At 55.3% G+C, this 25,714-nt stretch carries 18 protein-coding genes; 15 read left to right on the forward strand and 3 right to left on the reverse strand.

Going from position 1 to position 25,714, the window contains the following annotated elements:
* Positions 1-33: 33 nt before the first annotated feature.
* The 3 genes from SH528x_RS11945 to SH528x_RS11955 all read right to left on the reverse strand — a co-directional run bounded on the left by SH528x_RS11945 (position 34) and on the right by SH528x_RS11955 (position 4,835).
* A complete protein-coding gene (locus tag SH528x_RS11945) occupies positions 34-1,755 on the reverse strand; it encodes a hypothetical protein (protein WP_442510746.1) in 1,722 nt (573 codons plus the stop codon).
* Between the two features lie 417 nt (positions 1,756-2,172).
* Positions 2,173-2,565, reverse strand: coding sequence for a hypothetical protein (locus SH528x_RS11950; protein ID WP_442510747.1), 393 nt, complete (start codon positions 2,563-2,565; stop codon positions 2,173-2,175).
* Positions 2,566-3,692: 1,127 nt separating this feature from the next.
* Complete coding sequence (locus SH528x_RS11955) at positions 3,693-4,835, reverse strand: GNAT family N-acetyltransferase (RefSeq protein WP_442510748.1); 1,143 nt, start codon at positions 4,833-4,835, stop codon at positions 3,693-3,695.
* A gap of 251 nt (positions 4,836-5,086) precedes the next feature.
* Between SH528x_RS11955 and SH528x_RS11960 the strand changes: the two genes are divergently transcribed.
* The 15 genes from SH528x_RS11960 to SH528x_RS12030 all read left to right on the forward strand — a co-directional run bounded on the left by SH528x_RS11960 (position 5,087) and on the right by SH528x_RS12030 (position 25,407).
* Positions 5,087-6,406, forward strand: coding sequence for an outer membrane protein assembly factor BamB family protein (locus tag SH528x_RS11960; RefSeq protein ID WP_442510749.1), 1,320 nt, complete (start codon positions 5,087-5,089; stop codon positions 6,404-6,406).
* 179 nt (positions 6,407-6,585) lie between these two features.
* A complete protein-coding gene (gene larE / locus SH528x_RS11965) occupies positions 6,586-7,419 on the forward strand; it encodes an ATP-dependent sacrificial sulfur transferase LarE (RefSeq protein WP_442510750.1) in 834 nt (277 codons plus the stop codon).
* The gene (locus tag SH528x_RS11970; RefSeq protein ID WP_442510751.1) at positions 7,416-8,969 is read left to right on the forward strand and encodes a serine/threonine-protein kinase; all 1,554 of its coding nucleotides are present in this window, start codon (positions 7,416-7,418) and stop codon (positions 8,967-8,969) included. Before larE ends, SH528x_RS11970 begins: the two co-directional genes overlap by 4 nt.
* 158 nt (positions 8,970-9,127) lie before the next feature.
* Positions 9,128-10,303, forward strand: coding sequence for a metabolite traffic protein EboE (gene eboE, locus SH528x_RS11975; RefSeq protein ID WP_442510752.1), 1,176 nt, complete (start codon positions 9,128-9,130; stop codon positions 10,301-10,303).
* A 241-nt stretch (positions 10,304-10,544) separates the two neighbouring features.
* Positions 10,545-11,264 (forward strand): pyridoxine 5'-phosphate synthase, encoded by a 720-nt coding sequence (locus tag SH528x_RS11980; RefSeq protein WP_442510753.1) that lies wholly within the window; start codon positions 10,545-10,547, stop codon positions 11,262-11,264.
* 379 nt (positions 11,265-11,643) lie between these two features.
* On the forward strand, positions 11,644-13,278 hold the full coding sequence (locus tag SH528x_RS11985) for a MotA/TolQ/ExbB proton channel family protein (RefSeq protein ID WP_442510754.1): 1,635 nt from the start codon (positions 11,644-11,646) through the stop codon (positions 13,276-13,278).
* Between the two features lie 2 nt (positions 13,279-13,280).
* A complete protein-coding gene (locus tag SH528x_RS11990; RefSeq protein WP_442510755.1) occupies positions 13,281-14,108 on the forward strand; it encodes a hypothetical protein in 828 nt (275 codons plus the stop codon).
* The gene (locus SH528x_RS11995; RefSeq protein WP_442510756.1) at positions 14,105-15,235 is read left to right on the forward strand and encodes a DUF4200 domain-containing protein; all 1,131 of its coding nucleotides are present in this window, start codon (positions 14,105-14,107) and stop codon (positions 15,233-15,235) included. Before SH528x_RS11990 ends, SH528x_RS11995 begins: the two co-directional genes overlap by 4 nt.
* 316 nt (positions 15,236-15,551) lie before the next feature.
* On the forward strand, positions 15,552-18,665 hold the full coding sequence (locus SH528x_RS12000; RefSeq protein ID WP_442510757.1) for a PVC-type heme-binding CxxCH protein: 3,114 nt from the start codon (positions 15,552-15,554) through the stop codon (positions 18,663-18,665).
* Positions 18,666-18,822: 157 nt separating this feature from the next.
* A complete protein-coding gene (locus SH528x_RS12005; RefSeq protein WP_442510758.1) occupies positions 18,823-19,761 on the forward strand; it encodes an RDD family protein in 939 nt (312 codons plus the stop codon).
* A complete protein-coding gene (locus SH528x_RS12010) occupies positions 19,758-20,843 on the forward strand; it encodes a stage II sporulation protein M (RefSeq protein ID WP_442510759.1) in 1,086 nt (361 codons plus the stop codon). The genes SH528x_RS12005 and SH528x_RS12010 overlap by 4 nt, the downstream gene beginning before the upstream one ends.
* Positions 20,833-21,903, forward strand: a complete 1,071-nt coding sequence (locus SH528x_RS12015; RefSeq protein ID WP_442510760.1) for a hypothetical protein — start codon at positions 20,833-20,835, stop codon at positions 21,901-21,903. The genes SH528x_RS12010 and SH528x_RS12015 overlap by 11 nt, the downstream gene beginning before the upstream one ends.
* Positions 21,900-22,757 (forward strand): DUF4129 domain-containing protein, encoded by an 858-nt coding sequence (locus SH528x_RS12020; protein WP_442510761.1) that lies wholly within the window; start codon positions 21,900-21,902, stop codon positions 22,755-22,757. Before SH528x_RS12015 ends, SH528x_RS12020 begins: the two co-directional genes overlap by 4 nt.
* Positions 22,754-24,253 carry a hypothetical protein gene (locus SH528x_RS12025; RefSeq protein ID WP_442510762.1) on the forward strand — a complete coding sequence of 500 codons (1,500 nt, stop codon included), beginning with the start codon at positions 22,754-22,756 and terminating at the stop codon, positions 24,251-24,253. The genes SH528x_RS12020 and SH528x_RS12025 overlap by 4 nt, the downstream gene beginning before the upstream one ends.
* A complete protein-coding gene (locus SH528x_RS12030) occupies positions 24,250-25,407 on the forward strand; it encodes an AAA family ATPase (protein ID WP_442510763.1) in 1,158 nt (385 codons plus the stop codon). The genes SH528x_RS12025 and SH528x_RS12030 overlap by 4 nt, the downstream gene beginning before the upstream one ends.
* Positions 25,408-25,714: the final 307 nt, after the last annotated feature.

The raw sequence follows: 25,714 nt of genomic DNA on the forward strand, positions 1-25,714 counted from the left end.
CTGGAAGCGGCGGAGTAAAGCGCCAGCCCATTTTTATTCGCTCGCAGCTTCGGCGGCTTCGAGCTGATCAGCTGCTTTTTGGTACCATCGTGCCGCTTCGCCAAAATCTTCGATGTCGGCGAATGCACTTCCGACCACTGCAAACGCGTCAGCTAACAGCTTCGGGTCGCTTAGCAACTTTGCGTCGCGAAAACGTGTTGCAAACTCCTCCATCTTCTCAGGCACTCCTGGCAACGCACGGATTCGCCTTCCTTCGCGGGTAGAACATCCAAAAACAACTCCGGCCAACTTGTCCCAATCACCCAGTTTTTCAGTGCCGCTCGGATGCAATTGCATTGTGACTTCGGTCGTTTCACCAGGGATCAAATCAGCCTTCTTGTAGCGACGCCCGAGAATGACGGGCAGTTCGTAAATATCGCTTAAAATTCCCATTGATCTATTGCCCCCAGGTAGTTCGAGTGTGGCGATGCCGTCACGATCCGTCGTTGCACGGAACGGCTGGGGAAAACCGTTGTCAACACTGGAATCAAAATCTCTAAATCGCATCCGTCGTTCACCACTCATAAGCGATCCGCAATAGATCCAGGATCCATTGTTCCACCAATGGACGTTTGGCCAAGCTTCGACCGTCACGCCCGCGACAGGCTCAGCGTCCTCGTCGACCGTTTTTACCACGCATTTCACGAGTGGCGTCATTTCAACTGTGATAGGTTGCTCGTCGAGTGGACCGAAAGTCTGTGGACGAATTTTGTGAGTATTGGCAGGATCGCGCGGGCCCTCATATTCGGCTGGTGACTCGCCCGAACTTGCGATAAACCCGTCGCATAAGGCGATGACTTGAATCTTCTCATCCATTGGCCAAGCCTCGACCGTGAAGGTTCCATCCGCTCGGATTGGCACCCATGTGTTCCACTCGACGCGGTTATCGCTTGCTCCACTGGGGGCCAGCGTGCTGAGCTTGATCCGTCCTGCTTTGACTGGTCGCGGGACGTTGTCACTCAAAACACCTTGGATAGGTGTTACCGAGCTGAGCGGCACATCCACCACGAACTTGTCGCCTTGTGGAACGTCAAAGTCGATAATTTCACTAAAGTGCGTGACGCGATCACCCTCCATTCTGGCGACGAGCACGCTGTGTCTGCCGGGCTTAAATGGCGGTAACCGAAGGCCGGAGTCCGTTCTCTCTATAGCATAATCGGGCCGCCAGGAACGGCCTTCCGACCAGAATGCAAACAGGTTGCTAATATCTGTACGTGTGCCATCGATCGTCGGTCGCAATTCCACGGGAACACCGTTGTCGAGGGTTACCTCATAGGGCGAATCGTTCTCCAGCGGAACATCGATGCGAATCGCATCCGGAAACGCAAAATTCCGATGGTCGACAAAAATGGAGACTCCAATCGTACGGACGCCCTCGTCCAAATCCTTAAAAAAAGGGTACTCAACGATTGCGTCGCCGGCGCCGTTGGTAACAACGTCTTGCGGCTGAACATGCGTCCGATCGTACTCGCCGTTAGGCCACGAACTATCCCCTTGTCCACTTCGCAGTGCCCACGGTGTGACGGTCGCTCCCGAAACGGGTTCGCCTTTCGAATTGAGAACGCGAATTGGCAGCGACTCCATCATCTGGACGTCTGCAGACTGATCACGTCTGCTCTCGTCCACGCCGTTTGTAGGCTCGACTGCATAGCAGCAATGAGCCGATGCGATCAACAACAGGACTAGAGCTTCACAAAATCGTCTGGCAATCATCATTTGGATAAACTCTAGGGATGCGAGTAAATGTGTTTTAAACCGAACGTCGATTGATTTCGTGACCGATTGTATTCCAGCCGGAGACGCGGATGCAAGCTGTTGGATTCGATTGCCAGTGTAGCAACAGAATGCTGTGTGTTTTAGTATCTTGGTTGCACGGTAGCCCGTGCATGGGCGTTCCTAACCGTAGGCCGGACCGCAGCGGAGCGGAGTTCCGGCACAGCGGCTGCAAAGACGCCTGCATCCATGGGAATTCCTTCCGCCCGAGCTTGCCGCGGCGGAGGAGCAACATCTGTCGCTTCCAATTGCCCGCTCCGCCCGGTCAAGCCGGACGGAAACGAAGACAGCCTTTTCTTGTTCAACCTCAACTCGCCCATCTTGTTCCCTCTGCCTCTTGCCCTCCCATTCCAGCACTGGTCACGTGCAATTTTGAACTGAGATCCTGCGTGCTCTTGCGTCTCGTATCTTGGGCGAGATCGGCAGCATTGCGGTTAATTGATCCATGTCGACTGAACACGGCACGCCAAGCACGAGTGTGTCCAAGCGATTTCGTCGACTGTAGCGTACCTTCAGTCGTATCCGGTCCTCGCGATGGACATACAGTTGAATTGCGATGAATTGGTCCGCTTTGATCAGTAGCCCCGTTTGACCATGTGATTTTTGCAGTCGGTCAGGTCGCAATGTGACGCTTGGAGGAATCACGGCAAGAATTCCAAATTGAACAACGAGCAAGAGGAGTAGCATCGGTACCGCGGCAACCACACGCCACATGTTGGGTAGGATCAATGCCGGAAGCGCAATCTTAAGCACGATTACAATCGCAGCGCAGGAAACGAAGGTTCCAACGCAAATATTTCTCATTGCATGACGATTTAAAATGCAGCTGCAAAGCGATTGCCAAAGCTGGGGTACAAATGCCCAGCGCGGGACCGACCATGTGATCTTCGACGTTCGAGCCATTTCGCTAATCCACTAAAAGTGCCGATATCGATCCAGGGCACAAAATGGGTGGAAACGGGGCGCCGATTCAGCAAATCATTGTCGGTCAGCTTTCCAAGCTGAAACCGCTGTCGGTGAACGCGACGTTTATATGGGGCCGTGGCTACTTTCGCATCGGCGATTACACGCGACGCACGCTAACGGCTTGGAAAGCCGTGCGACAATGTAGAGCACACCATTGTCGGTCAGCTTTCCAAGCTGAAACCGCTGTCGGTGAATGCGACGTTTATATGGGACCACGGCTACTCTCGCATCGGCGATCACACGTGCGGCACGCTAACGGCTTGGAAAGCCGTGCGACAATGTAGAGCAAACTATTGTCGGTCAGCTTTCCAAGCTGAAACCGCCGTCGGTGAACGCGACGTTTATTTGGGACCGCGGCTACTTTCGCATCGGCGATCACACGTGCGGCACGCTAACGGCTTGGAAAGCCGTGCGACAATGTAGAGCACACCATTGTCGGTCCGCTTTCCAAGCTGAAACCGCCGTCGGTGAACGCGACGTTATATGGGACCGCGACTGCTCTCGCATCGGCGATCACACGTGCGGCACGCTAACGGCTTGGAAAGCCGTGCGACAATGTAGAGCAAGCCATTGTCGGTCAGCTTTCCAAGCTGAAACCGCTGTCGGTAAACGCGACGTTTATATGGGACCGCGGCTGCTCTTGCATCGGCGATCACACGTGAGGCACGCTAACGGCTTGGAAAGCCGTGCGACAATGTCGAGCAAGCCATTGTCGGTCAGCTTTCCAAGCTTAAACCGCTGTCGGTGAACGTGACGTTTACATGGGACCGTGGCTACTCTCGCATCGGCGATCACACGTGAGGCACGCTAACGGCTTGGAAAGCCGTGCGACAATGTAGAGACACAGCGGCGGTTACGAGTAAAACTTATAGAGGAACCGCAAATGAGATTAAATGCTCGCCTGTCACGCAGCACTAAGACGTCAGTGCCATGTCGACGACTTTGACGAGGTCTCGGCCGGTGCGGCGACGGACCCATTGCTTGAGTTCGAACTGCGCAGACCATGCACTGTGGCAGACCTTGGCCCACCAGCGAGGCGCGACGACTCGCATCTGCAGCAACTGTGTTGGCTCGGCACCGCTGCGTGGTTTGTATGGCTCGTCGCCTCGCATGTATTCGATCCCACGAAGCCCTTGGTCGTGAACGTACTTCAGCGTGTTCACCGCAAGAATCCGGCCGGGCTCGAGATCGGATGCGTCGAGATCAAACCCGCTGCTGTAAATGTATAACTGGTTGTCGGAGAGGATTCCAAGCTCGCCGCCGATGATTCGTCCGTCTAGCCGTAGCACGGGCAGATACAGACGATCCCTCTTGAACATCTCATGAGCCATCTGGATCACGAAGTCGCGAAGTCGTTTGTCGGCATAGGTTCCCGGTTCGCCCACGGCGTTCCAGCGGCGCTGATGCAATTCGATCATCGCTTCCATGAACTCATCCACCTGCTCGCTCGACTGGGCCAGCACGCGCTGCATCCCAGGATTTTTGTCGACCGATTCGAGAAACCCCTGCGTCTTCTTGCGAGTCCGTTTGCTGTGGTTGCTCAACAATTGCTCCCACGATTCGGCGGCCTCCAGGAACCAAGTGTTCATACGTGATTGCGCGTGTACGATCGCTCCCGCGTTTGTGAGAGATGCTGAGAAACAACGCATGACGGAATCTGAGGCGCTGACGCCATCAAGCTCGAGAAAATCCCAGCCGAAGGAGTCGCTGCCCGCTTTCGAGCACAAAAATTGGACCATCGCCTCGACAATGTCCTCGGCGGCGGGATGATTTGAGTCGAGAAGGATCGAGGTAAAATCGGTACAAGCGTTGTTGTCCCCGATAAAACGCAGCGTTCGCGGCGAATCGGGGGTTCGACAGAGCGGCAAAATCCCGCAAATTTTGCCCTGGTCATCCCGTGCCACCACCACATAGGCTTCCGACTGATCGCCAAATTGGTCCCACCACGGTTTTAGCCAGCTGGTTTGGCGAAAGGGAATGCCATCGGACAGGGCATTCCAGCTATCGGGGTCACCAAACAGGGTGCTAACGCTGCTCGAACATTCGACTCGGTACATATCGGGGCCATCACCGTGGAAATTTTCATGAGGGATTCACCTGAAAATCTAGCCCGGGGGATGGGGCGAGTACGGACGCAGAGCTACGTTTCGCTTACAATGCAGCCTGTAAAAAAACGCCGAAGCTTCGTAATCGACACGACCGTTTCAATCGCCCTTGGCACCAATTCGCAGCAGACCCCGCTCTGCACGCCGCCTGCCTGCCCCCTTCCCCCTCCTTTTTTGATCACCTTCATCGTCCTGGAAATCAAATGACGTCTTCCCCTTGGCTTGTTGGTAATTTATCGATCGCAATCCTGGTCGGGCTCGGATTACCAGCCCGAATCGTTGCCGAGTCACCGCTGTCTCAGCAACGTACAACGGCGAATCCATCGTCATGGTCCGAGTTCCACGGCGCCAATGCCTACGGATTTGCTGCCGAGGGGTCGCTTCCGCAGCACTGGAACGATAGCGATTATGCATGGCGTCACGACACCGGCGATTACAACGTCGGCTCCCCTATCGTTGCCAATGGCTATGTGATCTTTCTGGCATCCGATGTCAAAAAGCAAACGATCGCGGTCCGAGCGTTGGACTTAAAGACCGGTCAATTGGCTTGGCAGCGTCCTTATCCTCACCACATCATTCGCCTGCACTCGCGAAACACGGCAGCGTCGAGTACGGTGGCCGCCGATGCCTCCAACCTGTTTTGTTCATGGAGCGATCCTGAGCATACGATGCTGAAGTGTTTTGACTTTGACGGAAACGAAATCTGGTCTCGCGATTTTGGAACTTGGCAAAGCCAGCATGGCTTCGGCACATCGCCCCGAATCTTTGGTTCGCTCGTCATCCTGTTCAATTCACAACAGGGCGAAGAATTAAAGCCGGGCGATACTCCGGGGCAAAGTCGCATGATCGCGGTCGACCGCAGCACCGGCGAAACCGTTTGGGAAACGCCACTGAAAACCACGCGAACGTGTTATGGAGTGCCCGCCATTTTTCAAGGCAAAGACGGGGCGGCACAAGTGATCGATGCCAACACCGGAAACGGCATGTTTGGCTTGGATGCAAAAACAGGCGAAATGCTCTGGAGTCTGCCGGTCTTTGGTGCCCGCTGCTGCAGCACTCCGTTGGTCGTCGGCGACATGGCGATCGCTACTGCGGGCAGCGGAGGTGGTGGCAACCATCTTGTCGCGGTTCGTATTCCACAATCGAAAAACGAGAAACCCGAGCAGGTCTATCGAATCGATCGGGGATCGCCTTACGTCCCCACGCCTGCGAAGAAAGGCAACCGATTGTTCATCGTCGACGACAAAGGGATCGCGTCGTGCGTCGACGTCACGTCCGGCGAAACGATTTGGAAGGAACGTATCGGTGGCAATTTCGGAGCCTCGCCGATCATCGTAAATGACACGGTTTTGATCATCAGTCTGGATGGAAAAGCGACCCTGATGCGGGCCAGCGACAGTTTCGAGAAACTGGGACAAGTCGATTTGGGCGGTCCCGTCGGCGCTACGCCGGCATATTCAAACGGACGTCTACTACTTAGAGTGGGTAATGAAATCCGTTGTTTAGACACGTCCAAAGGCTAAATTTCGAGTAGACCGTAGTGGACGAGGCAACGAGTCCTTGCAGAATAGGGGAGGGACTTGTCGCCTCGTCCACTACAGATGGCGGGACTCGTTGCCTCGTCCACTACTAGTTGGGGGCTCCTGGGCTCGTCTTCTACGCGAAAAATGATCGTCACTGTTTCCAATTTTGCATTTTGTCCATGTCCAGCGTTTCTTCTAATGCCGAGCAATTGATCGGGCGGATCGCTTCGTTTCGGCACGTCACCGTGGCGTTTTCCGGAGGCGTGGACAGCAGTGTCGTGGCGGCTGCAGCAATACGAGCGAATCTAGATTCGCTCGTAGCGGTCACCGCGAACTCGCCCAGCGTGCCGCAGTGGCAACTGCAATGGGCCGCCAGAATTGCCGCCCAGATTGGGATCGAAAACCGCGTGGTGGCGACCGACGAAGGCAATCGCCAAGAGTATCTTCGCAACGACACGCGGCGGTGTTTTTATTGCAAGGAAACGCTGTACCAGACGCTGGGTGCTTTGGCGGAATACGATCCGGCCACCGTGCTTGTCTCGGGAACCAACGCCGACGACCTCGGTGATTATCGTCCTGGGATCGAAGCGGGAAATATTGCCTCGGTTCAAACACCGCTGGCAGATCTCGGTTTTGGCAAACAGGATGTTCGCGAATTGGCAAAGTTTTTCGGACTCGAAAACGCGGACCTTCCCGCGTCGCCTTGTTTAGCAAGCCGGGTTGCCTACGGTGTCGAGGTGACTGCCGAACGACTGTCGCGAGTGGAACAAGCTGAGTCGTGGCTGCGTGACCGTGGGTTCAGCGACGTACGTGTCCGTGTGCACCATGATGAACTGGCACGTGTTGAAGTCCCCCAAGATGAAATTTCACGGTTGCTGACTGGCACGTTGGCGACGGAACTAAATGAATCGCTGCGGACGATTGGCTTTCGATTTGTGACGATTGATTTACAAGGCCTTGAATCTGGCAGCATGAATCGGGTGCTTGTAAGCATTGGAGAGAAACAACATTGACTTCGGACCCTTCTTTACCAACACCGAACGACGATTCCGATCTTGCATCATCGAAATTGATCGGGTGTCGACTTGGCGATTATCAGATTCTGCGAAAACTTGGACGCGGCGGGATGGCCGACGTTTACTCGGCGCGTCATCTTTCGCTTGGCCGTGACGTCGCGATAAAAATCCTCCGTAGTGATTATGCGCGGGACAAGGATTACGTCACTCGGTTTCGCCGCGAAGCCAAGGCGGCTGCGAAATTGAATCACCCGAACATCGTCCAGGTCTACGATGTGGGCAGTGTGGATTCGTTTCATTACATGGCGCAAGAGTTAATCCATGGCGAGAATCTTCGCAGCGTGCTTTCGAAAACGGGCTCGTTGACGGTCGACGAAGCGATCGAAGTCATCGTGGGGGTTGCCTCGGCGCTCGAGGTGGCGGCGGCAGCATCGATCACGCATCGCGACATCAAGCCGGAAAACATCATGCGATCCGATCACGGCATTATTAAAGTTGCCGACTTTGGATTGGCCCGCTTGGGTTTGGATGTTGATGCAACGCGAGGCGATTTGACTCAAGCAGGACTGACGCTCGGCACGCCTCGTTACATGAGCCCCGAACAAGTCCAAGGCCATACGGTCGACTCGCGAAGTGATTTGTACTCACTCGGCGTGACGATGTACCACTTGCTTGCCGGACGTCCCCCCTTTGAAGCGGACGATCCGTTGGCACTCGCGGTGATGCATCTGCACGAGACACCGCAACCACTCGACCGGACTCGCGGGTCACGCGACATTCCCGAGTGGCTGATTGCGATCGTGATGAAATTGATTCGCAAACGCCCTCAAGACCGGTTTCAGTCGCCGACAGAATTGTTGGAATCGATTCGCTCCAAGGCGATGGACGCTGGCTTGCCCACCGGCATGACGGTCGGAACGGCGGCGGCAACGATTCGCTTGCAACGCGTGACAGACAAAGAACGCAGTCGTCGGAGCCAACGTTTGCGTCGTTACGCGGCTGTTATTTTGCTGCCACTGCTGTGCACGGGCATTGCAACTGCAGTCATGTTGTCGCGACCTGCCAAAAGTATCGGCCGCTTGCTGCGTCCCGACCAGGTGCCGAGAACCGATTCGGTGCAAGAGCAATACCTCGTCGCGGTGACTCGCAATGACGAAGCTGGCTGGCTCGCCGTTTCCGAAAACTTCCCTCCCGAGGCCAATTCAACCAACACGAATTATTATGCGAAAAGCATGTTGCAATTGGCAAGATTCATGGCCAGTGAACAGCAGTGGAAGCAGGCCGAAACGGTACTCGAACGACTTAGTGCCGACCCTAGGATCGATCGATTGTACCGCACCCTGGCACTGGTTCAGCGTTGTTTAGCGTTAGAACAAATGAATGATTCGAAGCGTGTGGGCGAGACACGGACCCAGCTGCAAGCCGCATATCGCGAATTGGAAGCGAGCAATCGCGATGCCGCCACGCTATTCGACCGCTTGGTTCCCGAAAAAGAGCGAGTGCGTCTCGGGCTCAAACCTATCGTCAGCAGTCCTTCGACCAGCTAAAAAGCATTCGGCGTTCGGAGTCCAGCTCCGAGAGACTCTGCGCGTTGCAAAACGATAGGCTCGATCCCGGAAAGGTCGGTTGGAAGACGGGTCGCGGACAAAACGCCACAAAGTGCTATGATCTAAGGATCTGTTCAAACTTCAGTTAGGAAATATTGATGAGTTTTACCGTTGGTTATTGCACCAATGTGCATGCAGGCATGGATTTGCCGGCCATCCGCAAAAATTTGCTTCAGTACGCCGTCCCTGTGCAATCGAGCCTACCAATCGACACGCCACTTGGGGTAGGACTGTGGTTGCCGGCCCAAGCAGCCAGTGAGTGTTTTGATGGCGGCGCCAAACCACTGCGTCACTTCCTGGACGAACATCGGCTCGAAGCGTTCACGATCAACGGATTTCCCTACGACAATTTCCACCAAGACGTCGTCAAACATCGCGTCTATCAACCGGCATGGTGGGAATCGAGTCGATTGACCTACACCAAACAGCTTGCAGTGATTTTGACGGAATTGCTTCCTCAGGCACAGACCGTCGGATCGATCAGCACCTTGCCGATTGGATGGGCCTCGGACAAAGTCACTACGGAACAACTTGAAGCCGCCGCAGAAAACCTGCGTCAATTGTCGGAGTTCCTTGCGGCTTTAGAAGAGCAAACCGGCCGCCGCATCGTCGTCGCGATCGAGCCTGAACCCGGCTGCATCCTCGACACAAGCCGCGACATTGTTGAGTGGTTCGACAAATATCTTAACAAGCCGATGCATCGGCGTCATATCACGGTGTGTCATGACGTGTGCCATGCAGCGGTGATGATGGAACCGCAAGCCGAAGTGCTTCACCGATATGCATCTGCGGGGATAACGATTGGCAAGGTTCAGGTCAGTAGCGCGATCGTCGCGGAATGGGACGCCATGTCGCTCGGTCGGCGGCAAGAAGCGATCGAGCAGTTGAGCAAGTTTGCCGAGGATCGTTATTTGCACCAAACAGGACGGATCACTGGCGATGATAAATTTGAATTGACCGAAGATTTGCCAGATCTGCTTTCACGTGCGCCCCGCTCGGGTGATCCGGCGTGTGGCGACAAGCGATGGGTCGTCCATTTTCATGTCCCCATTTTTCTCGAGCGATTCGGCCATTTGACGACAAGCCAAGATGAAGTGCGTGATTGTTTGCGAACTTTACTTGACAGTGATTCGCCGATTGATTTTACCGGGCATCTTGAAGTGGAGACATACGCTTGGACAGTGCTTCCAGACGCGATGCGAAAGCGAAGCCTCGCCCAAGACATCTCGGAAGAAATTCGCTGGTTACGACGTGAGTTGATTGACTGTATCTAAGTTTCCGCTGTTATTGTTTCTCTCGTATTTTGTGAGCCGATGGCGCTAGCGGACAACTGATTTAGAGAGCCGCTCGCGAGTGAGCGGGTTATCCCACGCATTACCCGGTGCCTTACGGCCCACGGCTCACCACTGCGATTTGTGTTTCGTTTAAATCAACAGCCCGCTAGCGACGTCGGCTCATTGAATCAACAAGCCGCTAGCCACGGTTTCCATATCCCCCCTCAATTACAACCCCCAAATGATCGAACTCGGCGTCAACATTGACCATGTCGCAACCGTTCGCCAAGCACGGCGTACCTATGAACCCGATCCGGTAATCGCTGCAGCGCTCGCCGAGCAAGGCGGTGCCGACGGCATCACATTCCACTTGCGTGAAGATCGACGTCACATCCAAGATCGTGATGTCGAAGTGTTAATGCAAACGGTGACTGTCAAAACCAATCTCGAGATTGCATGTGCCGACGAAGTGGTCGCAATCGCCTGTCGTGTCAAACCGACGTGGGCACTGCTGGTCCCTGAAAGCCGCGAAGAGGTGACGACCGAAGGAGGACTGAACGTCGTCGGTGATAAAGGTCGCATCCGAGCTGCGATAGAGAAACTGAAAGCCGAAGGCATCCTGACCAGCCTGTTTATCGACCCTGATCTGGAACAAGTCCAAGCGTCGGCCGGCTTAGGAGTGGATGCGGTGGAACTGCACACCGGTCCGTACGCCTTGGCTCGCGGTGCAGGGCAGACTCAGGAGCTACAGCGATTGATCGAGTCGGGCAAGAAGACATCCGATTTGGGCATGCGGCTACATGCCGGGCATGGTTTGAACTACGCCAATGTTCGTCCCGTTGCGGCGATCCCAAACATGATCGAGTTAAATATTGGGCACTCGATTGTTAGCCGCGCCGTGATGGTCGGAATGCGTGACGCCGTAGCAGAAATGCGACGGATATTGGATTTAGTCGCGTAGTTGCAATCACACTATCGGCTTGTCACCGCATCCCAAACGGGTGGTGCCGACTAACGGTTCGGCACTAGCCCCGGTTGGATGGTGACGAAACCCTGGCTATCGCCAAAATGGCTAACGAAATCAGCGGCCCCCCCCCCTGCGGCGGCGCGGCCGCATATCTCGCAAAGGCAACGTTTTTCATTAGAATGAGGGCTGCTTGGCGGGTACGAAACAAGGATGTGATACGTTGAATATTGTCGGACGCGACAATATTTCCGGCGCACGATAGAGATTGCCTGATTTGCAGGCCGCTATCGTTTTGATTCCCTCCCCGCGTCTGTCTATAACAGGAAGTCGCCTGTTTTGTTGCCTGTCCCACCTCTGCCTCTGCGGAAAACGAATGTCCTTTTTCAAGATCCCCTGTCCTGGCTGCAATAAATCGCTGAAGGTTTCCGAAAGTCTGGCAGGCAAAAGTCGCGCGTGCCCTTATTGCCGAGCGACAGTGCGGATTCCCGAGACCGCTCCGCCCGAACCCGAACCGGCTTTCCCAGGCATCCAAGTCAGCGAGACTCCGGCATCCGGCAAACCACGCGCGAAGACCACGGCGGCAGCCGAAATTGCTACCGCCAGTACACCGGCGATCCAAACGACATCGGCACCGGTGGCAGCTCCGGCCAAGAAGGCTGTCAAACGGCGGCGACGCGAAAAAAGTTGGTTCAGCTCCAGCAGCGATTCAGCGAGCAGTGACGTTAGTTTGGTGCTCAGCTTTCTGATCGGCGGTGGCACGGCACTGTTGTGGTACGGAGCAACCTATCCGATCCAAGACACTGCGTTTGGTCAACTGTTTTGGCAGCGTGGACCGGTTCCCTTTCCGACGACGCTGCTGATGTTTTGGGCAGTTGCCATCTTGGGGCTGAAGTGGCTGAACCTGAAAAAGCAAAAGGATGCGATGCTGTTGGACGTGTTGCCAACGGAGGTTTCGCCGGAGATCACGGTCGCTTCCATCGACCGGTTTATCCTGCACATCAACGAGCTTCCCGGTGCCAGCAGTGATACGTTCCTGGTCAACCGCGTGGTCCGCGGGATCGAACATTTCCGCGTTCGCAAAAGTGCCGCCGAAACCGTCACGATGATGGAGTCGCAATCGGCGATCGATGCCAACAATGTGGCCGGTAGCTACACGATCTTGAAAGTGTTCATTTGGTCGCTGCCGATCTTGGGGTTCATCGGGACGGTGATGGGGGTTAGCTCGGCGGTTGCGAGTTTGGCGTCCAGCCTCAGTGGCGGCGGCAGCATGGACGCAATGAAGGCAGCATTGCAGGATGTATTCGGCGGGCTTGGCACCGCGTTTGATACAACGCTGTTAGCTTTGATCATGAGCATGCTAGTGAAAATCCCCGCTTCGGCGCTGCAGAAAAGTGAAGAGGATTTGATCACCAACGTTGACGAATACTGCAACGAAAACTTGCTGCGTCGGCTGAACGACGGACGCGAAGGGGGCGCCGAGCGTGGTGCAGCCGGAGGCGGCGGCGAGTCCGACGTTTTCCGACAAGCGGTTGAACAGGCTCTTGGCACGCATCATGCCGAAATGGAACAGTGGCTCTCAAAACTCGATACCATCGGCACGCATTTGACCGACCAGGTTTCGGCCGGTTGGGACAAGGTCAACAAGCGAATCGAGGAACAGCAACAAAAACACGTCAACGTGCTGCACGAGCAACAGCTCGACCAGCAAGCTCGATTGCAGGCCCAGTTGGATCAGATGGCGAATGCGGCGGACAAGATCCAACAGACGCTCAGCTCGCTGGCAGAACAAACCACCACTCTGCAAACTCATGTCAACGAAACCTTCTCGCAAACCAACACCTCGCTCTCGGATCATTTGTCTGGGGTGCAATCGGGATTGGCCAGTTTGAGTGGAGTGCTAGACAAACTTGGCGACCAACAAGTGGTGGTCCAGCAAGTCGCGGTGCAGCCCGAACCGAGCCGCAATGGATGGTTCGGCAAAAAGTCACGGACACGTGGACGAGGTTAATCATGGCACGCAGACCGAGAACGTCCGACGACGACATTTCGCTGTTTCCGTTTCTGAGCATCATCGCCAGCGTGATCGGGGTTCTGACAATGATGATCGCTACCCTTGCGCTTGCGCAAACCGACACGCCGGATATTGCTCAGATTGAGCAGTTCGAAAAGTCCACGAAAGAGCTCGACGAAACCACCGAAGAGGTCGCCGAACTGCGGCGAGAGATTGAGGTTTCTAATTCGACCGGTTTGCAACTGCGAGAAGAAAAGAAGCTGCTCAACATCACGCTCCAACAGCTCGAGGAGCTTCTGAAAGAGCAAGAAGAAATCGAGAAACAGCTCGCCGAACAGGAAAAGGTCAAAATCGTCATCCCAACGCTTAGCGAGAAGGAACGCGAGACCGCGGGCGAAATGAAAGCGGAACTCGAGTCGCTACAAGAGGAACTGGCTCAACTTGAACGTGAAGCGGCCGAGCGTGCTGACGCTGCCGAATCCAACGTTACGGTTTTGCCCCAAGGCAGTGGATTGAATTTCGTTCCGCATTTTGTGGAATGCAGCGAAGGGGCGATCGTGATGCATCACATGCAGCCGCCCAAACGAATTCGTGCCAGCGAGATGGCGAAGGACGCGGACTTTATTGCGTTGCTGGAAACAACGCTCAATGGGAAAGACGACACGATTGTGTTTCTCGTTCGCAGCGATGGTTTATCGGTCTTTCGTGCTGCGAAGAAGATTTGTGACAGTCGCGGAATCCGCAACGGCAAGATTCCTGTGGTCGGCAAAGGACGTATTGATTTGAGTGCGTTTGCGATATCTAAGAAAACGGCGGGTGAAAAATGAAACGCAAACCCAGTAATGATGACGAAGACGGCGGCTTGGATTCGCTGCTTGATACGATGACCAATGTCGTTGGCATCTTGGTGCTTGTCTTGATCGTGACTCAGATGAGTGTCGCGGAGGTGGTGACGCGAGTCACCGAAGAATCCAAAGTCGACGAAGCTCAGGTCGAAGAACTGCAAAAGAAGCTACTCGAGAAAAAGCAGGAAGCCTTTGAACTGAATCGAATGCTGGTGGATCCCTTGGATATCGATGCCGACGCTCAGCGAGAAGAATTGCGAAAGAGCAAAGAATTGCTTGCGCGACGTAAGAAAAACATTGAGGATCGCAAGAAACAGATGAACGAATTCGCCATGAAGATCCAGTCGGATCGTGAAATGGCGGAAAAGAAGGCAGCCGAGATTGCCAACACGAAAGAACAACGCGAGAAAATGCAAACGTTGATTGCAACGTCGCTTGAGCGTAAAGCGGAACTCGAAGCGATCCTCGACAAGACGCCTCGGCGGCAAGCTGCGCCAGACATTAAGGTCAGTATTCCGAACCCGCGGCCGGCACCGCCGGGGACGAAAGAGGCAACGTTTATCTGTGTCAATAACTTGGTCTATCCGGTGAATGCAGAATTCTTTCGCAAACGAGCCGAATTAAAAGCCAAGGCAATCATTCAACGCGGCGGTTTGGATCGTGATCCCGCCGCCGGCATTGATCCAGAAAAATTCACCGCGTTTTATGAGAAGTTGAAGGATCAGGACGAGTTTTTCGACGTCGAATATTTCGTCCAGTCAAATACGTGGCCGCGAATTCGCCTGATCCCTCGCGAAGGACGCGGTGCGAACGAGTCCGCGATCGTGAATCCCCGTTCCAAAATTCGCCGCGACGTGCTCAGCCAACTCGACACGACGAAGTACTACGGCCGCTTTCACGTGCTGCCGGACAGTTTTGATGTCTACGTGGCGGCGCGAGGATTGTTCAGCGACGAAGGGGTGCTCGCTGGTTGGGAACCGCAGCCAGCCGACTGGGTATACACGACTCACATCGACGGCGGCATCCGGCTCGGCCCGCCACCACCGCCCCCGAAAAACCCACCTGATCCGAACGCGCCCAAACCAAAACCCGCCTCGGTAATCGACTAGGATGGGTGAGCCGCGACGTTTGGACTTCACAAAGGATTTCTATATTTTTCCTTGAGACTATTCCGCAGTCATCTCTCCCCAGACGAAGGAGACTGCTGCTTTAGTACGACATCACCGCTCGTATGTTAGCCGCTTGGGCGCTAGCCCCGGTTCAGTGGTGAGACAACCGTGGCTAGCGCCAAAACGGCTAACTAAATCAGCAGTCTCCGAAGTTGGTGGAGAGGTGACTGTTGTTTCGTGAAATACCGGACGGCTCGCTCCGCTAATTAATCTGGACCAATGCGACGTTACCGCTGCTGAACAAGGAAACTGGCTGATGCATCGCTTTCTGCTGCTCGGAATACATTTGCTGGCGACTTCAGTTGCCAACGCCGAGTTTCCTCCGCTTTTTAATACCGAACCGCTTGCAGACGCTCCGGTGATGACCGCTGCCGAAGCTGCCGAAACGTTCATGGTCCCCGACGGGTTTCGGGTGACGGCGTTTGCATCGGAACCCGACGTGATGAACCCGATCGCGATGGCTTGGGATTCACGCGGACGGTTGTGGATCGCTGAAAACTTTACCTACGCGGAACGTCAACAACGATTTCAACTCGATCTGCGTGACCGTGTTGTCATCCTGGACCCAGCCAACCACGACGCCTCGGATCCGGAATCTTCGGACCGCGAATCCACTGCGAAACCTGTTGCCCGCACGGTATTCACCGACGACGTGCAAATGTTGACCGGAATCGAAATTGGCCATGGTGGCGTGTGGTTGATGTGTCCTCCCAAGCTAATTTTTATTCCCGATGCCGACGGCGATGACGTTCCCGATGGTCCCGGCGAAGTCGTGCTGGATGGGTTTGATGTCGCCCAGCAAAACTATCACAACTTTGCTAACGGAATTCGCTTCGGACCCGATGGTTGGCTGTACGGTCGTTGCGGCGGTTCTTGTCCGGGACGCATTGGAAAACCCGAGACGCCACGCGATCAGCGACCGGCGCTCGAAGGAGGCATTTGGCGTTATCACCCGAAGCATGAAATCGCCGAAGTTTTGACCGCCGGAACAACCAACCCGTGGGGACACGACTGGAACGATGTCGGTGAAATGTTTTTCTGTAACACGGTCAACGGCCATCTATGGCACATGATTCCGGGTGCCCATTTCCCGCGTCCCTTTACGCTCGATCCGAACCGACGTGCCTATGAGATGATCGAAATGCATGCCGACCACTGGCATTTTGATACCGGGCAAAGCTGGACCAAGTCACGTGACGGTGCGGCGAACGATTTCGGTGGCGGTCATGCTCATTGCGGCACGTTGATCTATCAAGGCGATCGTTGGCCCGACGCCTATGTCGGCAAACTGTTGACGTTCAATTTCCATGGACGACGTGCCAATCAAGAGCGGATCGAGCGACACGGCAGCGGTTACATTCTGCGACACGAGCCCGACATGCTGCTGGCCAAAGATCCCTGGTTCCGAGGCATGGACCTAAGCACCGGTCCCGATGGAAACGTGTTTGCCATCGATTGGAGTGATACGGGCGAATGCCACGAACACACCGGAGTTCATCGCGAAAGCGGACGCGTCTTTAAAATTAGCTACGGCGATGAATCCACTTCGAAAACGCAACCGACATCAAGCGATGTTGCACTTTGGTCGCAATCCCAGCTGGCAAACGCTCATTTGCCTGGCAATCGCTGGCAACGCCGTCAAGCTCGCATGGTGCTGATCGAACGAGCCAGTGCCGGGCAAGACATCACCGCAGCAACACAGCGACTGCGTCAGATTTTTTCCGCCAGCGACACGAGCGAGTCGACTGCGGTTCAGTCACTGTTGACGCTGCATGCTTGCGGTGCCACCACGCCAGACGATTTGACCGCGTTGCTGGATCACCCTTCTGAACATGTTCGTGTATGGGCGATTCGGCTATTGAGCGAAACGTGGCCGATCGATGATGTGATGGGTGCGGATTGGAAATCGAATTTGCCCGAGCCAGTCTCGGCGTCTTCGAAAGAATTGACCATGCGTTTTGCCTCGATGGCGAGTACGGATTCTTCCGCCGCGGTCCGTTTGGCACTGGCTTCGACGCTGCAACGGTTGCCGCTTCAGCATCGTGCAACGCTGGCGAAACCGCTGGCGATGCGAAGCGAAGATGCCGAAGATCACAATATCCCGCTGATGATCTGGTACGGCGTGATGCCACTCGGAAAAGGTCACCACGAGGACCTAGTGTCCGTGGCAACCTCTTGCCAACAGCCTCGTTTAACGCAATTGATCTCTCGCTGTTTGGCAGAAGAGATCAAGCGATCGCCCGCCGCGATTGACGCTCTGTTGACAGAGGTCGCCGAAAGCAACGAACGCGACTTTCAACTCGCTGTTCTGAGCGGCGTCAGCGACGGACTTCGCGGTTGGGCGTCCGCGACTCGCCCCAAGTCATGGGACCAAGTCGTTCGCATTGACCACGATGAACTTCGCCCATTGATTCGCGAATTGAGCGTGGTGTTTGGCGATGGCCGAGCGATGGACGAGGTCAAGCAGATCGCACTTGGTAAATCAACGAAGGATTCCAACGAGCCGATCTCCTTTGAAACGCGATTGGCCGCACTTCAGACGTTGATCCAAAGTCAGAGCAAAGACCTGAGACCGGTCTGTGAAAAACTGATCAACGATGCCCGCATGAATGTGCTGGCTGCGAAAGGTCTGGCAACCTTTGACGATCCCAAAGTCGCCGTGACGCTCGTGTCCGGGTACAACCGATTCCGTGGCCCCGACAAACCTCAAATTATGTCGTTGCTGTCGTCGCGTAAATCGTTCGCCAGCGAGCTGCTGGACGCGATTGGCAAGGGCAAGATTCCACGGCAAGATCTGTCGGCGTTCCAGGTGCGGCAAATCCAAAGCCTTGGTGATGCGGCGCTGAATCGGCGGATTGGCGAAGTCTGGGGCGAGGTGCGTGAATCGCCTGAAGACAAACAACGGTTGATCGAAAAACTGAAAAACGAATTGACCACCGACGCGTTGTCCAAAGCGGATCGCAGTAGCGGCCGGGCGCTGTTTCAAAAACATTGCCAAAATTGCCACCGTTTGTACGGCGAAGGAGGCCAAGTAGGCCCCGACCTCTCGGGTGGCAACCGCAGCAACCTCGATTACTTGTTATCTAACATCATCGACCCCAGTTCGGTGGTGGACAAGAACTATCGGATGACGATCCTGTTGCTTGATGACGGCCGCGTGATCAATGGCTTGCTGACCGACCAATCGGACCAAACTGTGACGATCCATACCGCGACCGAACAGATGACGATCCCCCGGAATGAAGTGGAGCAGCAGAAGGTGACCGAAAAATCGCCGATGCCCGAAGGGTTGCTCGATACACTTTCGCCGAGCGAAATTCGCGATTTGTTTGCGTACCTGAGCCATCATTCGCAAGTCGCCTTGCCGTAATCGATCGAAGTTTGCGAAATTCGTTGCTCGCGAAATTTGTTACGATCGGGTGATTCGGACACCGCCGTGGTTGCACGACGAGGGGGCTAGACGCGATAATGGCTGGTGAGCGGAATTGCACATTTCGAAATCTTTTTTTTGAGCCCCAAGCCCACGCATGAGCGTCCCTGCTGCACTCGACACGACGATCGCGGTAGTGACGCCGGAAAACATCGCCTTTAACTATCAGTTGGCGGGTCCGTTTCGCCGATTGCCGGCCTATTTGATCGACATCGCCATCCGCTGGCTCATCATCATCGGCGTCGTCGTGCTGATGTTGATCACCGGCACGATCCTGGATTTGCGATTTTTCGGCCCGTTCATTGGTGCCGGTGCGTTGATCTTGAATTTTGTGGTCAGCTGGTTTTACGGAGCCACGCTGGAGACGTATTTTAATGGGCGAACGGTGGGCAAATGGGCCACCGGGATTCGCGTCATTGATATCGAAGGCCGTCCGATCACCGGTAAACGGGCGTTGATCCGCAACCTGTTACGGATCGCCGACTTTTTGCCAGTCGCACCGCTATCAAGTCTTGGTGCTGAAAACGCGCCGCCTGCCTTCATCATTCCGACGGCGATGGTTTGCTTGTTGTCGATGATTTTCACGCGTCGGATGCAACGGCTTGGTGACTTAGCCGCCGGTACGATGGTGATCGTGGACGAACGAAGTTGGCGATTACCGATTGCCAAAGTCGACGACCCGCGAGTGCCCGCTTTGGCATCGTTCATTCCCGCCGATTATCGAGTCTCGCGAAGCATGGCAAAAACCTTGGCGATTTATGCCGAGCGACGTCACTACCTGACTCCGGCACGTCGCCGCGAAATCGCCAAACACTTGACGATCCCGTTGATCGAGCGGTTTGAATTTCGTAACGACATTGATCCCGACTTGCTGATGTATTCGCTCTACTACAAAACATTTCTCGCCGACGCGACGGGCGAACTTCCTGATCTGGGAAATCTGGCGGACTTCAGTCCGTTGGCGAAAGACGCGAACAAGCCAACCCAAGTCCTTGCGGGTAACCAACCTCTGACACCGATGCGGGCTCCCTTATGAATGTTGCCTCGATCTTAGACAAGCGTCGCGTTCAGTGGAACGAACTGGAAACGCTATGTGATGCGATGGAATCGCGTGGCCGCACCGATCGCGCCGGCGGCCCTGAACATCGTGGCGCCCAAGGGATCGCACGATTTTCGTCGCTGTATCGTGCCGCCTGTGCCGACTTGGCGTTGGCCGATGCTTATCAATTGCCCCCCAATACGGTGACTTACCTGCACCAATTGGTCGCCCGAGCTCACAATCAACTCTATCGCGCGAACCAATTTGAACCGTCCACGTGGGCGGATGTTTTGTTCTACGAAGCTCCGCGACAAATCTTTGCAGATTCGTGCGTCCGAGTGGCCACCATTCTGTTTTTCGGGCTCTTTACGCTTGCGATGTACATGGGCTACGACGAAGCGCGGTTCCCTGGATTTGCCAATGCGGTGATGGGCGAGACCCAGTTGGAAAGTCTCGAGTCGATGTACGAACACAAACTCAATGGCTCGCTTGACCATTACGTCTCCATGGCAGGTTTCTATATCAACCACAACACTGGCATCGGTTTGACTTGTTTTGCCTCAGGCATTTTGATCATCCCCTGTCTGTTCAAATTGGCTTACAACGCCGTCGTCCTAGGCGTCGCGTTTGGCTACATGGCGAGGCCCGATGTGACCGGAGGCGACAACTTTTTTCAATTCGTCACCGCACATGGTCCTTTCGAATTAACCGCGATCGCGTTATCCGCTGCTGCTGGATTGCGGCTTGGCGTCGGATGGTTTCGCACCGGCGGACTGAACCGAATTGATTCGCTTCGCGCTAGTGCGATTAAGGCAGTTCCAGTGATGGCCGCTGCGGCCGCGATGTTTGTGTTGGCGGCGTTTACCGAAGGATTCTTGTCGCCCAGTCCGCTGCCGTTCATCTTCAAAGCGGCTTGGGCGATCATGTCCTCGGGCATGATTAGTTTTTACTTTGTGATTCTCGGGTTCCCGTGGCCCCAGCGATCACGCGGCTCGCATTCGGCTCGATACGAGTCGACAACGATCGAGTCCGATTCGGGTGATCCCGCATCAGTGGGGCGTGTAACCCATGCAACTTGATCGCACCCATGTGGTTGTTCGCCGCCGGACGTTGTCCGAGATCGGTGATTTGTCGTTGGTGATGCTGCGTCGCTACCCGTCATCGATTGGCGTTGCCTTTTTCGCGGGCGCGGTGCCTTGGGCGTTGCTGAATGCGTTGCTGCTTTACTGGATCCCCATTTCCGAATCCGACTATGGCGCTGATGATCCCGATGCGATTGCGGAAATTTGGCGTTACGTGTGCTGGATGTCGTTGTTGGTCGTTTTGCAAACGCCGGCTGCGGGCGTTGCCACCACGATCTATCTTGGCCAGGCGGTATTCGAAAGCCGCCCCACGTGGACAAGCGTTTTCAGTGACGCAAAACAATACTTTTGGCGTTGGTTGTGGGTGTTAGGCGTCGCTCGCTGGGCGATTCCGGCGATGGCGATTTGTGCGTTTCGCCTTGGCCAGCCTGCGGATTGGTTTTGGGATGGCATGATTCCCATTTGCATTTTGGTGGCGGCAACCTTGGTGCGTAGCAACCGTCCATTTATGCCCGAGATATTGTTGCTCGAACAATGTCCGCTTCGCAGTAAATCAGCAACCGACATTACTCTGTCTCGCCGCAGCAAGGCACTGCATCAACCGATGGCGAGTGATCTGGGAGGGCGATTCCTAGCGTCATCGTTCATCCTGTTTTGGATCTTCATGAGTGTAATGTGCTCGATGTTGTTCGTTCGTGTGATCGCGACGGGCAATCCCGATTGGGATCTGTTCTTCTTGACCGTGATGTTTCCGTCGTCGTTATGGTTGGTTGCCGGCGTCAGTGTGGTGATGCGGTTGTTGAACTATCTGGATACCCGAATCCGGCTGGAAGGTTGGGAAGTCGAACTCGCGATTCGTGCCGAAGCGATGCGGCAATTTGGTGAAGAGGCCGGACTGGCGGTTCGACCTCAACACAAACAACCCGTCAGCACCCGAGGCAAAACTGCCCGTTTGAATCCGGCCCCCGCGACCACTGATTCGGGGATCACTGATTCCGCGACCACAGCACCTGCACCCGCTGAACCGCTTGTTCACAACAGTCCAGAGGCGTCATGATGCAAAACAATCAACCGCTCCGCCGCATTGCGATGTTTGTTGTCATGGCAGGTTTGGTCTGCTTCGTTAGCAATATGGCATTCGCCCAAGACGCCAGCGACAAAACACAAGAATCGTTTTCAAAAAATGCGTTGCCGTCGACTGTGTGGTTCGACCCCGACGAAGGGAAGGTTGTACCGATCAAGGTGCAAACCAGCGTAGATGATTCAGAGCACCGCGATAGTCGCTGGTTACCCAAGGCCAAACAAGTTCCAAAGAAGGCCGCCGCCCCTGCACCAACCGCCACCACGACAGGCACTGGTTCAACCGGATGGTTCGGTACTGACCTGACGCTCGGCAATCTGTTCGCTTGGATGTTTTTGGTTGCGATCATCGCCGGGCTCGTCGGGACGTTGGTCTACGCGTTGTCAAAAACCGACATCGACTTGACTGCTTCTACAAAATCCTCTGCGATTGACGAGCGAGCGGGGCCAGACGAACAAACGATCGAGCGAATGAAGCACTTGCCTGCGGAATTGCGAAGAACCGATGTCAATCTTCGCAGCGAAGCGGCGCGGTTAATGGGGCTGGGACAATACGACCAAGCGGTGATCCTGTTGTTTGCTCATCAATTGCTGTTGCTTGACCGCTCGTCAATCATTCGGCTCAATCGAGGCAAAACCAACGGCAAATACGTTCGCGAATGCCGCAGTTCCGATCAGGAACTGGGCTCGTTGTTAAAGGAAACCACGACCGCGTTTGAACGATCCTACTTTGGACGCCAACAGATCACTGATTCCGAGTTTCGTGATCTGTGGGATCAAAATGAAACGCTCGAGCGCATCGTCCAATCGCATCACGAGGTGGCGGCATGATGCCAAGTGAATCGCGAATTGATGCCAAGGCCCAGCTTTACATTTCGCGGAATCCGTGGGCCGTGCTATTGTTGCTGCTCGTTAGCGTGACAATCGGTTGTGGCGGACTGTCGACACAGTACGGCGACTCATCGGGGCGTAGCGGAAAACAAAGTCTGAACGGCTTTGGCGCCCTTCGTGAATCCTACAAAAACGCCGGCTTCCAGCACCGAGATGTCTCGCGGCTTTCCAATCGCGTGCTCAAGAACGACGCCCTTGTCTGGACTCCGCGTCAGTTCAATGGCTTTAGCCCCCGAGTCACCCGGTGGATCGATCGCTGGCTTTCCCAAGGGGACCGCACACTGGTTTTTGTGATCCCCGACAGCGGCAGTGAAACGGATTATTGGATCGACGCCAGCAAGGTGGCGCCGCCCGAACAACGACTGGAGTACCGACGACGCGTCGCCAAGAGCATCAATCAACGAATACAATCACGGCTGAACCGCAATGCTGCGATCTCCAACGGCTGGTTCGCCGCAACACCTTTGCCCACCGGGCATACCATCATGGAGCTCAATGGCGAATGGGTTGACCCGATCGGCACGAATACCGACGACCCCGCTTCGTACACGATCGAGTATGAAATCGAGCCTTTTTCCAAAAGCAAGCCCGCGAAAGCATCGGCCAACACAACCGCCGGGGGTGCGACTGCGGCAACACCCGGAACCACTCCCACACCGGCGCCCACCCCTGCGACGACTCCAACGACCGCAGTGATCGTTAGTGATAACGAGATCACGAACACTCCGGTAACGCTGCAGCCATTACTGCAAGATCAGAGCGGGATGACGATCGTTGCCCAAGTGCAATCCAAACGTTGGCAAGGTTCAAAGATCATTGTCGTCGCTGGAGGATCGCTGCTGACTAACTATGCGTTCACCAAACCGCTGGCGATCGAATTGGCCGACCAGCTCGTTCTCGCCTCGCTGCCTCCGTCCGCAACACCCCCAAGTGCGGGTTTCATCAGCGTGGACGCTCAATCGCTGCCTGTCAGCGAATCGAAACCAGGCGTTCCTAAGGCGTCGGGCTGGGAATTATTGACCACGTGGCCGATGAGCTTGGTGACCGTTCACGCGGCGTTATTAGGTTTAGTAATTTGTTTGATGTTGTTGCCGTCGCTGGGGCGTGCCCGACATATTCGTTACAGTGTCAAAGGCAGCTTTGGTGACCATTTGGATGCGGTGGCTGCATTGATGAACCGCGCGGGCGGCGAGCAATTTGCTAGACATCGCATTAGTGAATACATGCGGCGAATTCATGGCGAAACCCAAGGCCCCTGGGTGCTGCCGGAACCCGAACACCAAGCGATCCCGGCGCCCGCGATTCACCCTCAGAGCCCCGAAACCTCGCCGCCGCCCGGCCTACCAGATCCGCCCGCTGGCGGTCATACTCCTTCATCAAGCCAAGCGACACGTTCTCTCGACCCAACCGACTCCGATACCACGGCGAACTCTTGAGCAATCTTCCTCCCTCAAACGACCCACTTTCGTCATCTCAAGGTGAATCCCCTTCACGCCCTGAGGTTCCCGATCGAGGCGTGCCGCCAAATCCGCTGCACGCCACCGCGGGAGCGCCGCCGCAAAGCAACAACGTGGATGGCTCGGTTCCTACGGCGGTCCCCGCGGTTGCACCTCCGGTCACGTCGAGATCGACGAAGATGCAACCGATTCAACAGCTCTTTAACGAAATCTCTGCCGAGATCAGCAAGTTGTACGTGGGGCAGGACGAGTTGGTCCTCGGGACGCTTACGGCATTGTTTGCGGGCGGTCACGTCTTAATTGAATCGGTCCCAGGACTCGGCAAGACGTTGTTCGTGCGAACACTCGGCCAAACTCTCGGTTGCGAATTCGGGCGGATTCAATTCACTGCCGACCTGATGCCGTCGGACATCACCGGTGCCCCGGTCTACGACATGCAGCGAAGCGAATTTCGATTCCGCCCCGGACCAGTGTTCACTCAACTGTTGCTCGCTGACGAAATCAATCGCTCGCCCGCGAAAACCCATGCCGCCTTGCTCGAAATCATGCAGGAGTACCGAGTCACGGTGGACGGGACAAGCCACCGAGTGCCACGGCCGTTCCTCGTCTTGGCGACACAGAATCCGCTGGAGAGCGAAGGTACGTACAATTTGCCCGAAGCTCAACTCGATCGGTTCATGTTCAAACTGCGAGTCGATTATCCGACATCGGATCAAGAGGCCGAGATTCTTCGCATGCACTCTCAGCAAGTTGATTTGAATCAACGATTGCGTGACGAGGTCAAAACGGTCACCAATCCTGAACGCTTAATCGAAGCAATGAAATTGTGTGGCGAAGTGTTGATCGAAGACAGTTTGCTTGATTACATCAACAAAATTGTCCGCGCGACGCGAACGTGGCCCGCGTTCCATATCGGAGCGTCGCCACGTGCGGGGATCGCGTTGATGCAGTCGGCTCGCGCTCTCGCGGCGTTCTCAGGACGTGACTATGCGATTCCGGACGACGTCGTGGAAATCACATTGCCTGCGATGCGGCACCGAGTTCAACTGACGGCCGAAGCGGAGATCGAAGGACGAACTACCGACGAAGAATTGCAAGCGTTGGTGCGAGGGATCGAGGTTCCTCGGGATTAGTCATAGTCAATCGTGAGCCGAGGGCCGTAAGGCACCGGGTGGTGCGGGAATTCTGGCTGCTTACGAGCGCGACCGGCTTCGAAATATCATAACCCGAAGCGTGAGCTAGGGACTCCAATTTGACCGCATCAGAGTATCGGAAGCTTTTGAGCCGACGGCGCTAGCCGCGGGCAAGTTTCCTACAATATTGACGGGCCCGCGGCTAGCGCCGTCGGCTGAAAAAAAGATCGATGTTTCACCGGTAAATACCGAACGACCTGCTTAGCGCCCAAACGGCCAACGACTTTATGCCGTATTACGATCACTC

The sequence above is a fragment of the Novipirellula methanifontis genome, assembly GCF_052161655.1.
Taxonomy (GTDB): domain Bacteria; phylum Planctomycetota; class Planctomycetia; order Pirellulales; family Pirellulaceae; genus Novipirellula.

Excerpts from the sequence above, each read along its gene's own strand:
- SH528x_RS11945 (WP_442510746.1), bottom strand. The coding sequence starts at position 1,755 with ATGATGATTGCCAGACGATTTTGTGAAGCTCTAGTCCTGTTGTTGATC.
- SH528x_RS11955 (WP_442510748.1), bottom strand. The coding sequence starts at position 4,835 with ATGTACCGAGTCGAATGTTCGAGCAGCGTTAGCACCCTGTTTGGTGAC.
- SH528x_RS11960 (WP_442510749.1), top strand. The coding sequence starts at position 5,087 with ATGACGTCTTCCCCTTGGCTTGTTGGTAATTTATCGATCGCAATCCTG.
- larE (WP_442510750.1), top strand. The coding sequence starts at position 6,586 with ATGTCCAGCGTTTCTTCTAATGCCGAGCAATTGATCGGGCGGATCGCT.
- eboE (WP_442510752.1), top strand. The coding sequence starts at position 9,128 with ATGAGTTTTACCGTTGGTTATTGCACCAATGTGCATGCAGGCATGGAT.
- SH528x_RS11980 (WP_442510753.1), top strand. The coding sequence starts at position 10,545 with ATGATCGAACTCGGCGTCAACATTGACCATGTCGCAACCGTTCGCCAA.
- SH528x_RS11985 (WP_442510754.1), top strand. The coding sequence starts at position 11,644 with ATGTCCTTTTTCAAGATCCCCTGTCCTGGCTGCAATAAATCGCTGAAG.
- SH528x_RS11990 (WP_442510755.1), top strand. The coding sequence starts at position 13,281 with ATGGCACGCAGACCGAGAACGTCCGACGACGACATTTCGCTGTTTCCG.
- SH528x_RS11995 (WP_442510756.1), top strand. The coding sequence starts at position 14,105 with ATGAAACGCAAACCCAGTAATGATGACGAAGACGGCGGCTTGGATTCG.
- SH528x_RS12000 (WP_442510757.1), top strand. The coding sequence starts at position 15,552 with ATGCATCGCTTTCTGCTGCTCGGAATACATTTGCTGGCGACTTCAGTT.
- SH528x_RS12005 (WP_442510758.1), top strand. The coding sequence starts at position 18,823 with ATGAGCGTCCCTGCTGCACTCGACACGACGATCGCGGTAGTGACGCCG.
- SH528x_RS12010 (WP_442510759.1), top strand. The coding sequence starts at position 19,758 with ATGAATGTTGCCTCGATCTTAGACAAGCGTCGCGTTCAGTGGAACGAA.
- SH528x_RS12015 (WP_442510760.1), top strand. The coding sequence starts at position 20,833 with ATGCAACTTGATCGCACCCATGTGGTTGTTCGCCGCCGGACGTTGTCC.
- SH528x_RS12020 (WP_442510761.1), top strand. The coding sequence starts at position 21,900 with ATGATGCAAAACAATCAACCGCTCCGCCGCATTGCGATGTTTGTTGTC.
- SH528x_RS12025 (WP_442510762.1), top strand. The coding sequence starts at position 22,754 with ATGATGCCAAGTGAATCGCGAATTGATGCCAAGGCCCAGCTTTACATT.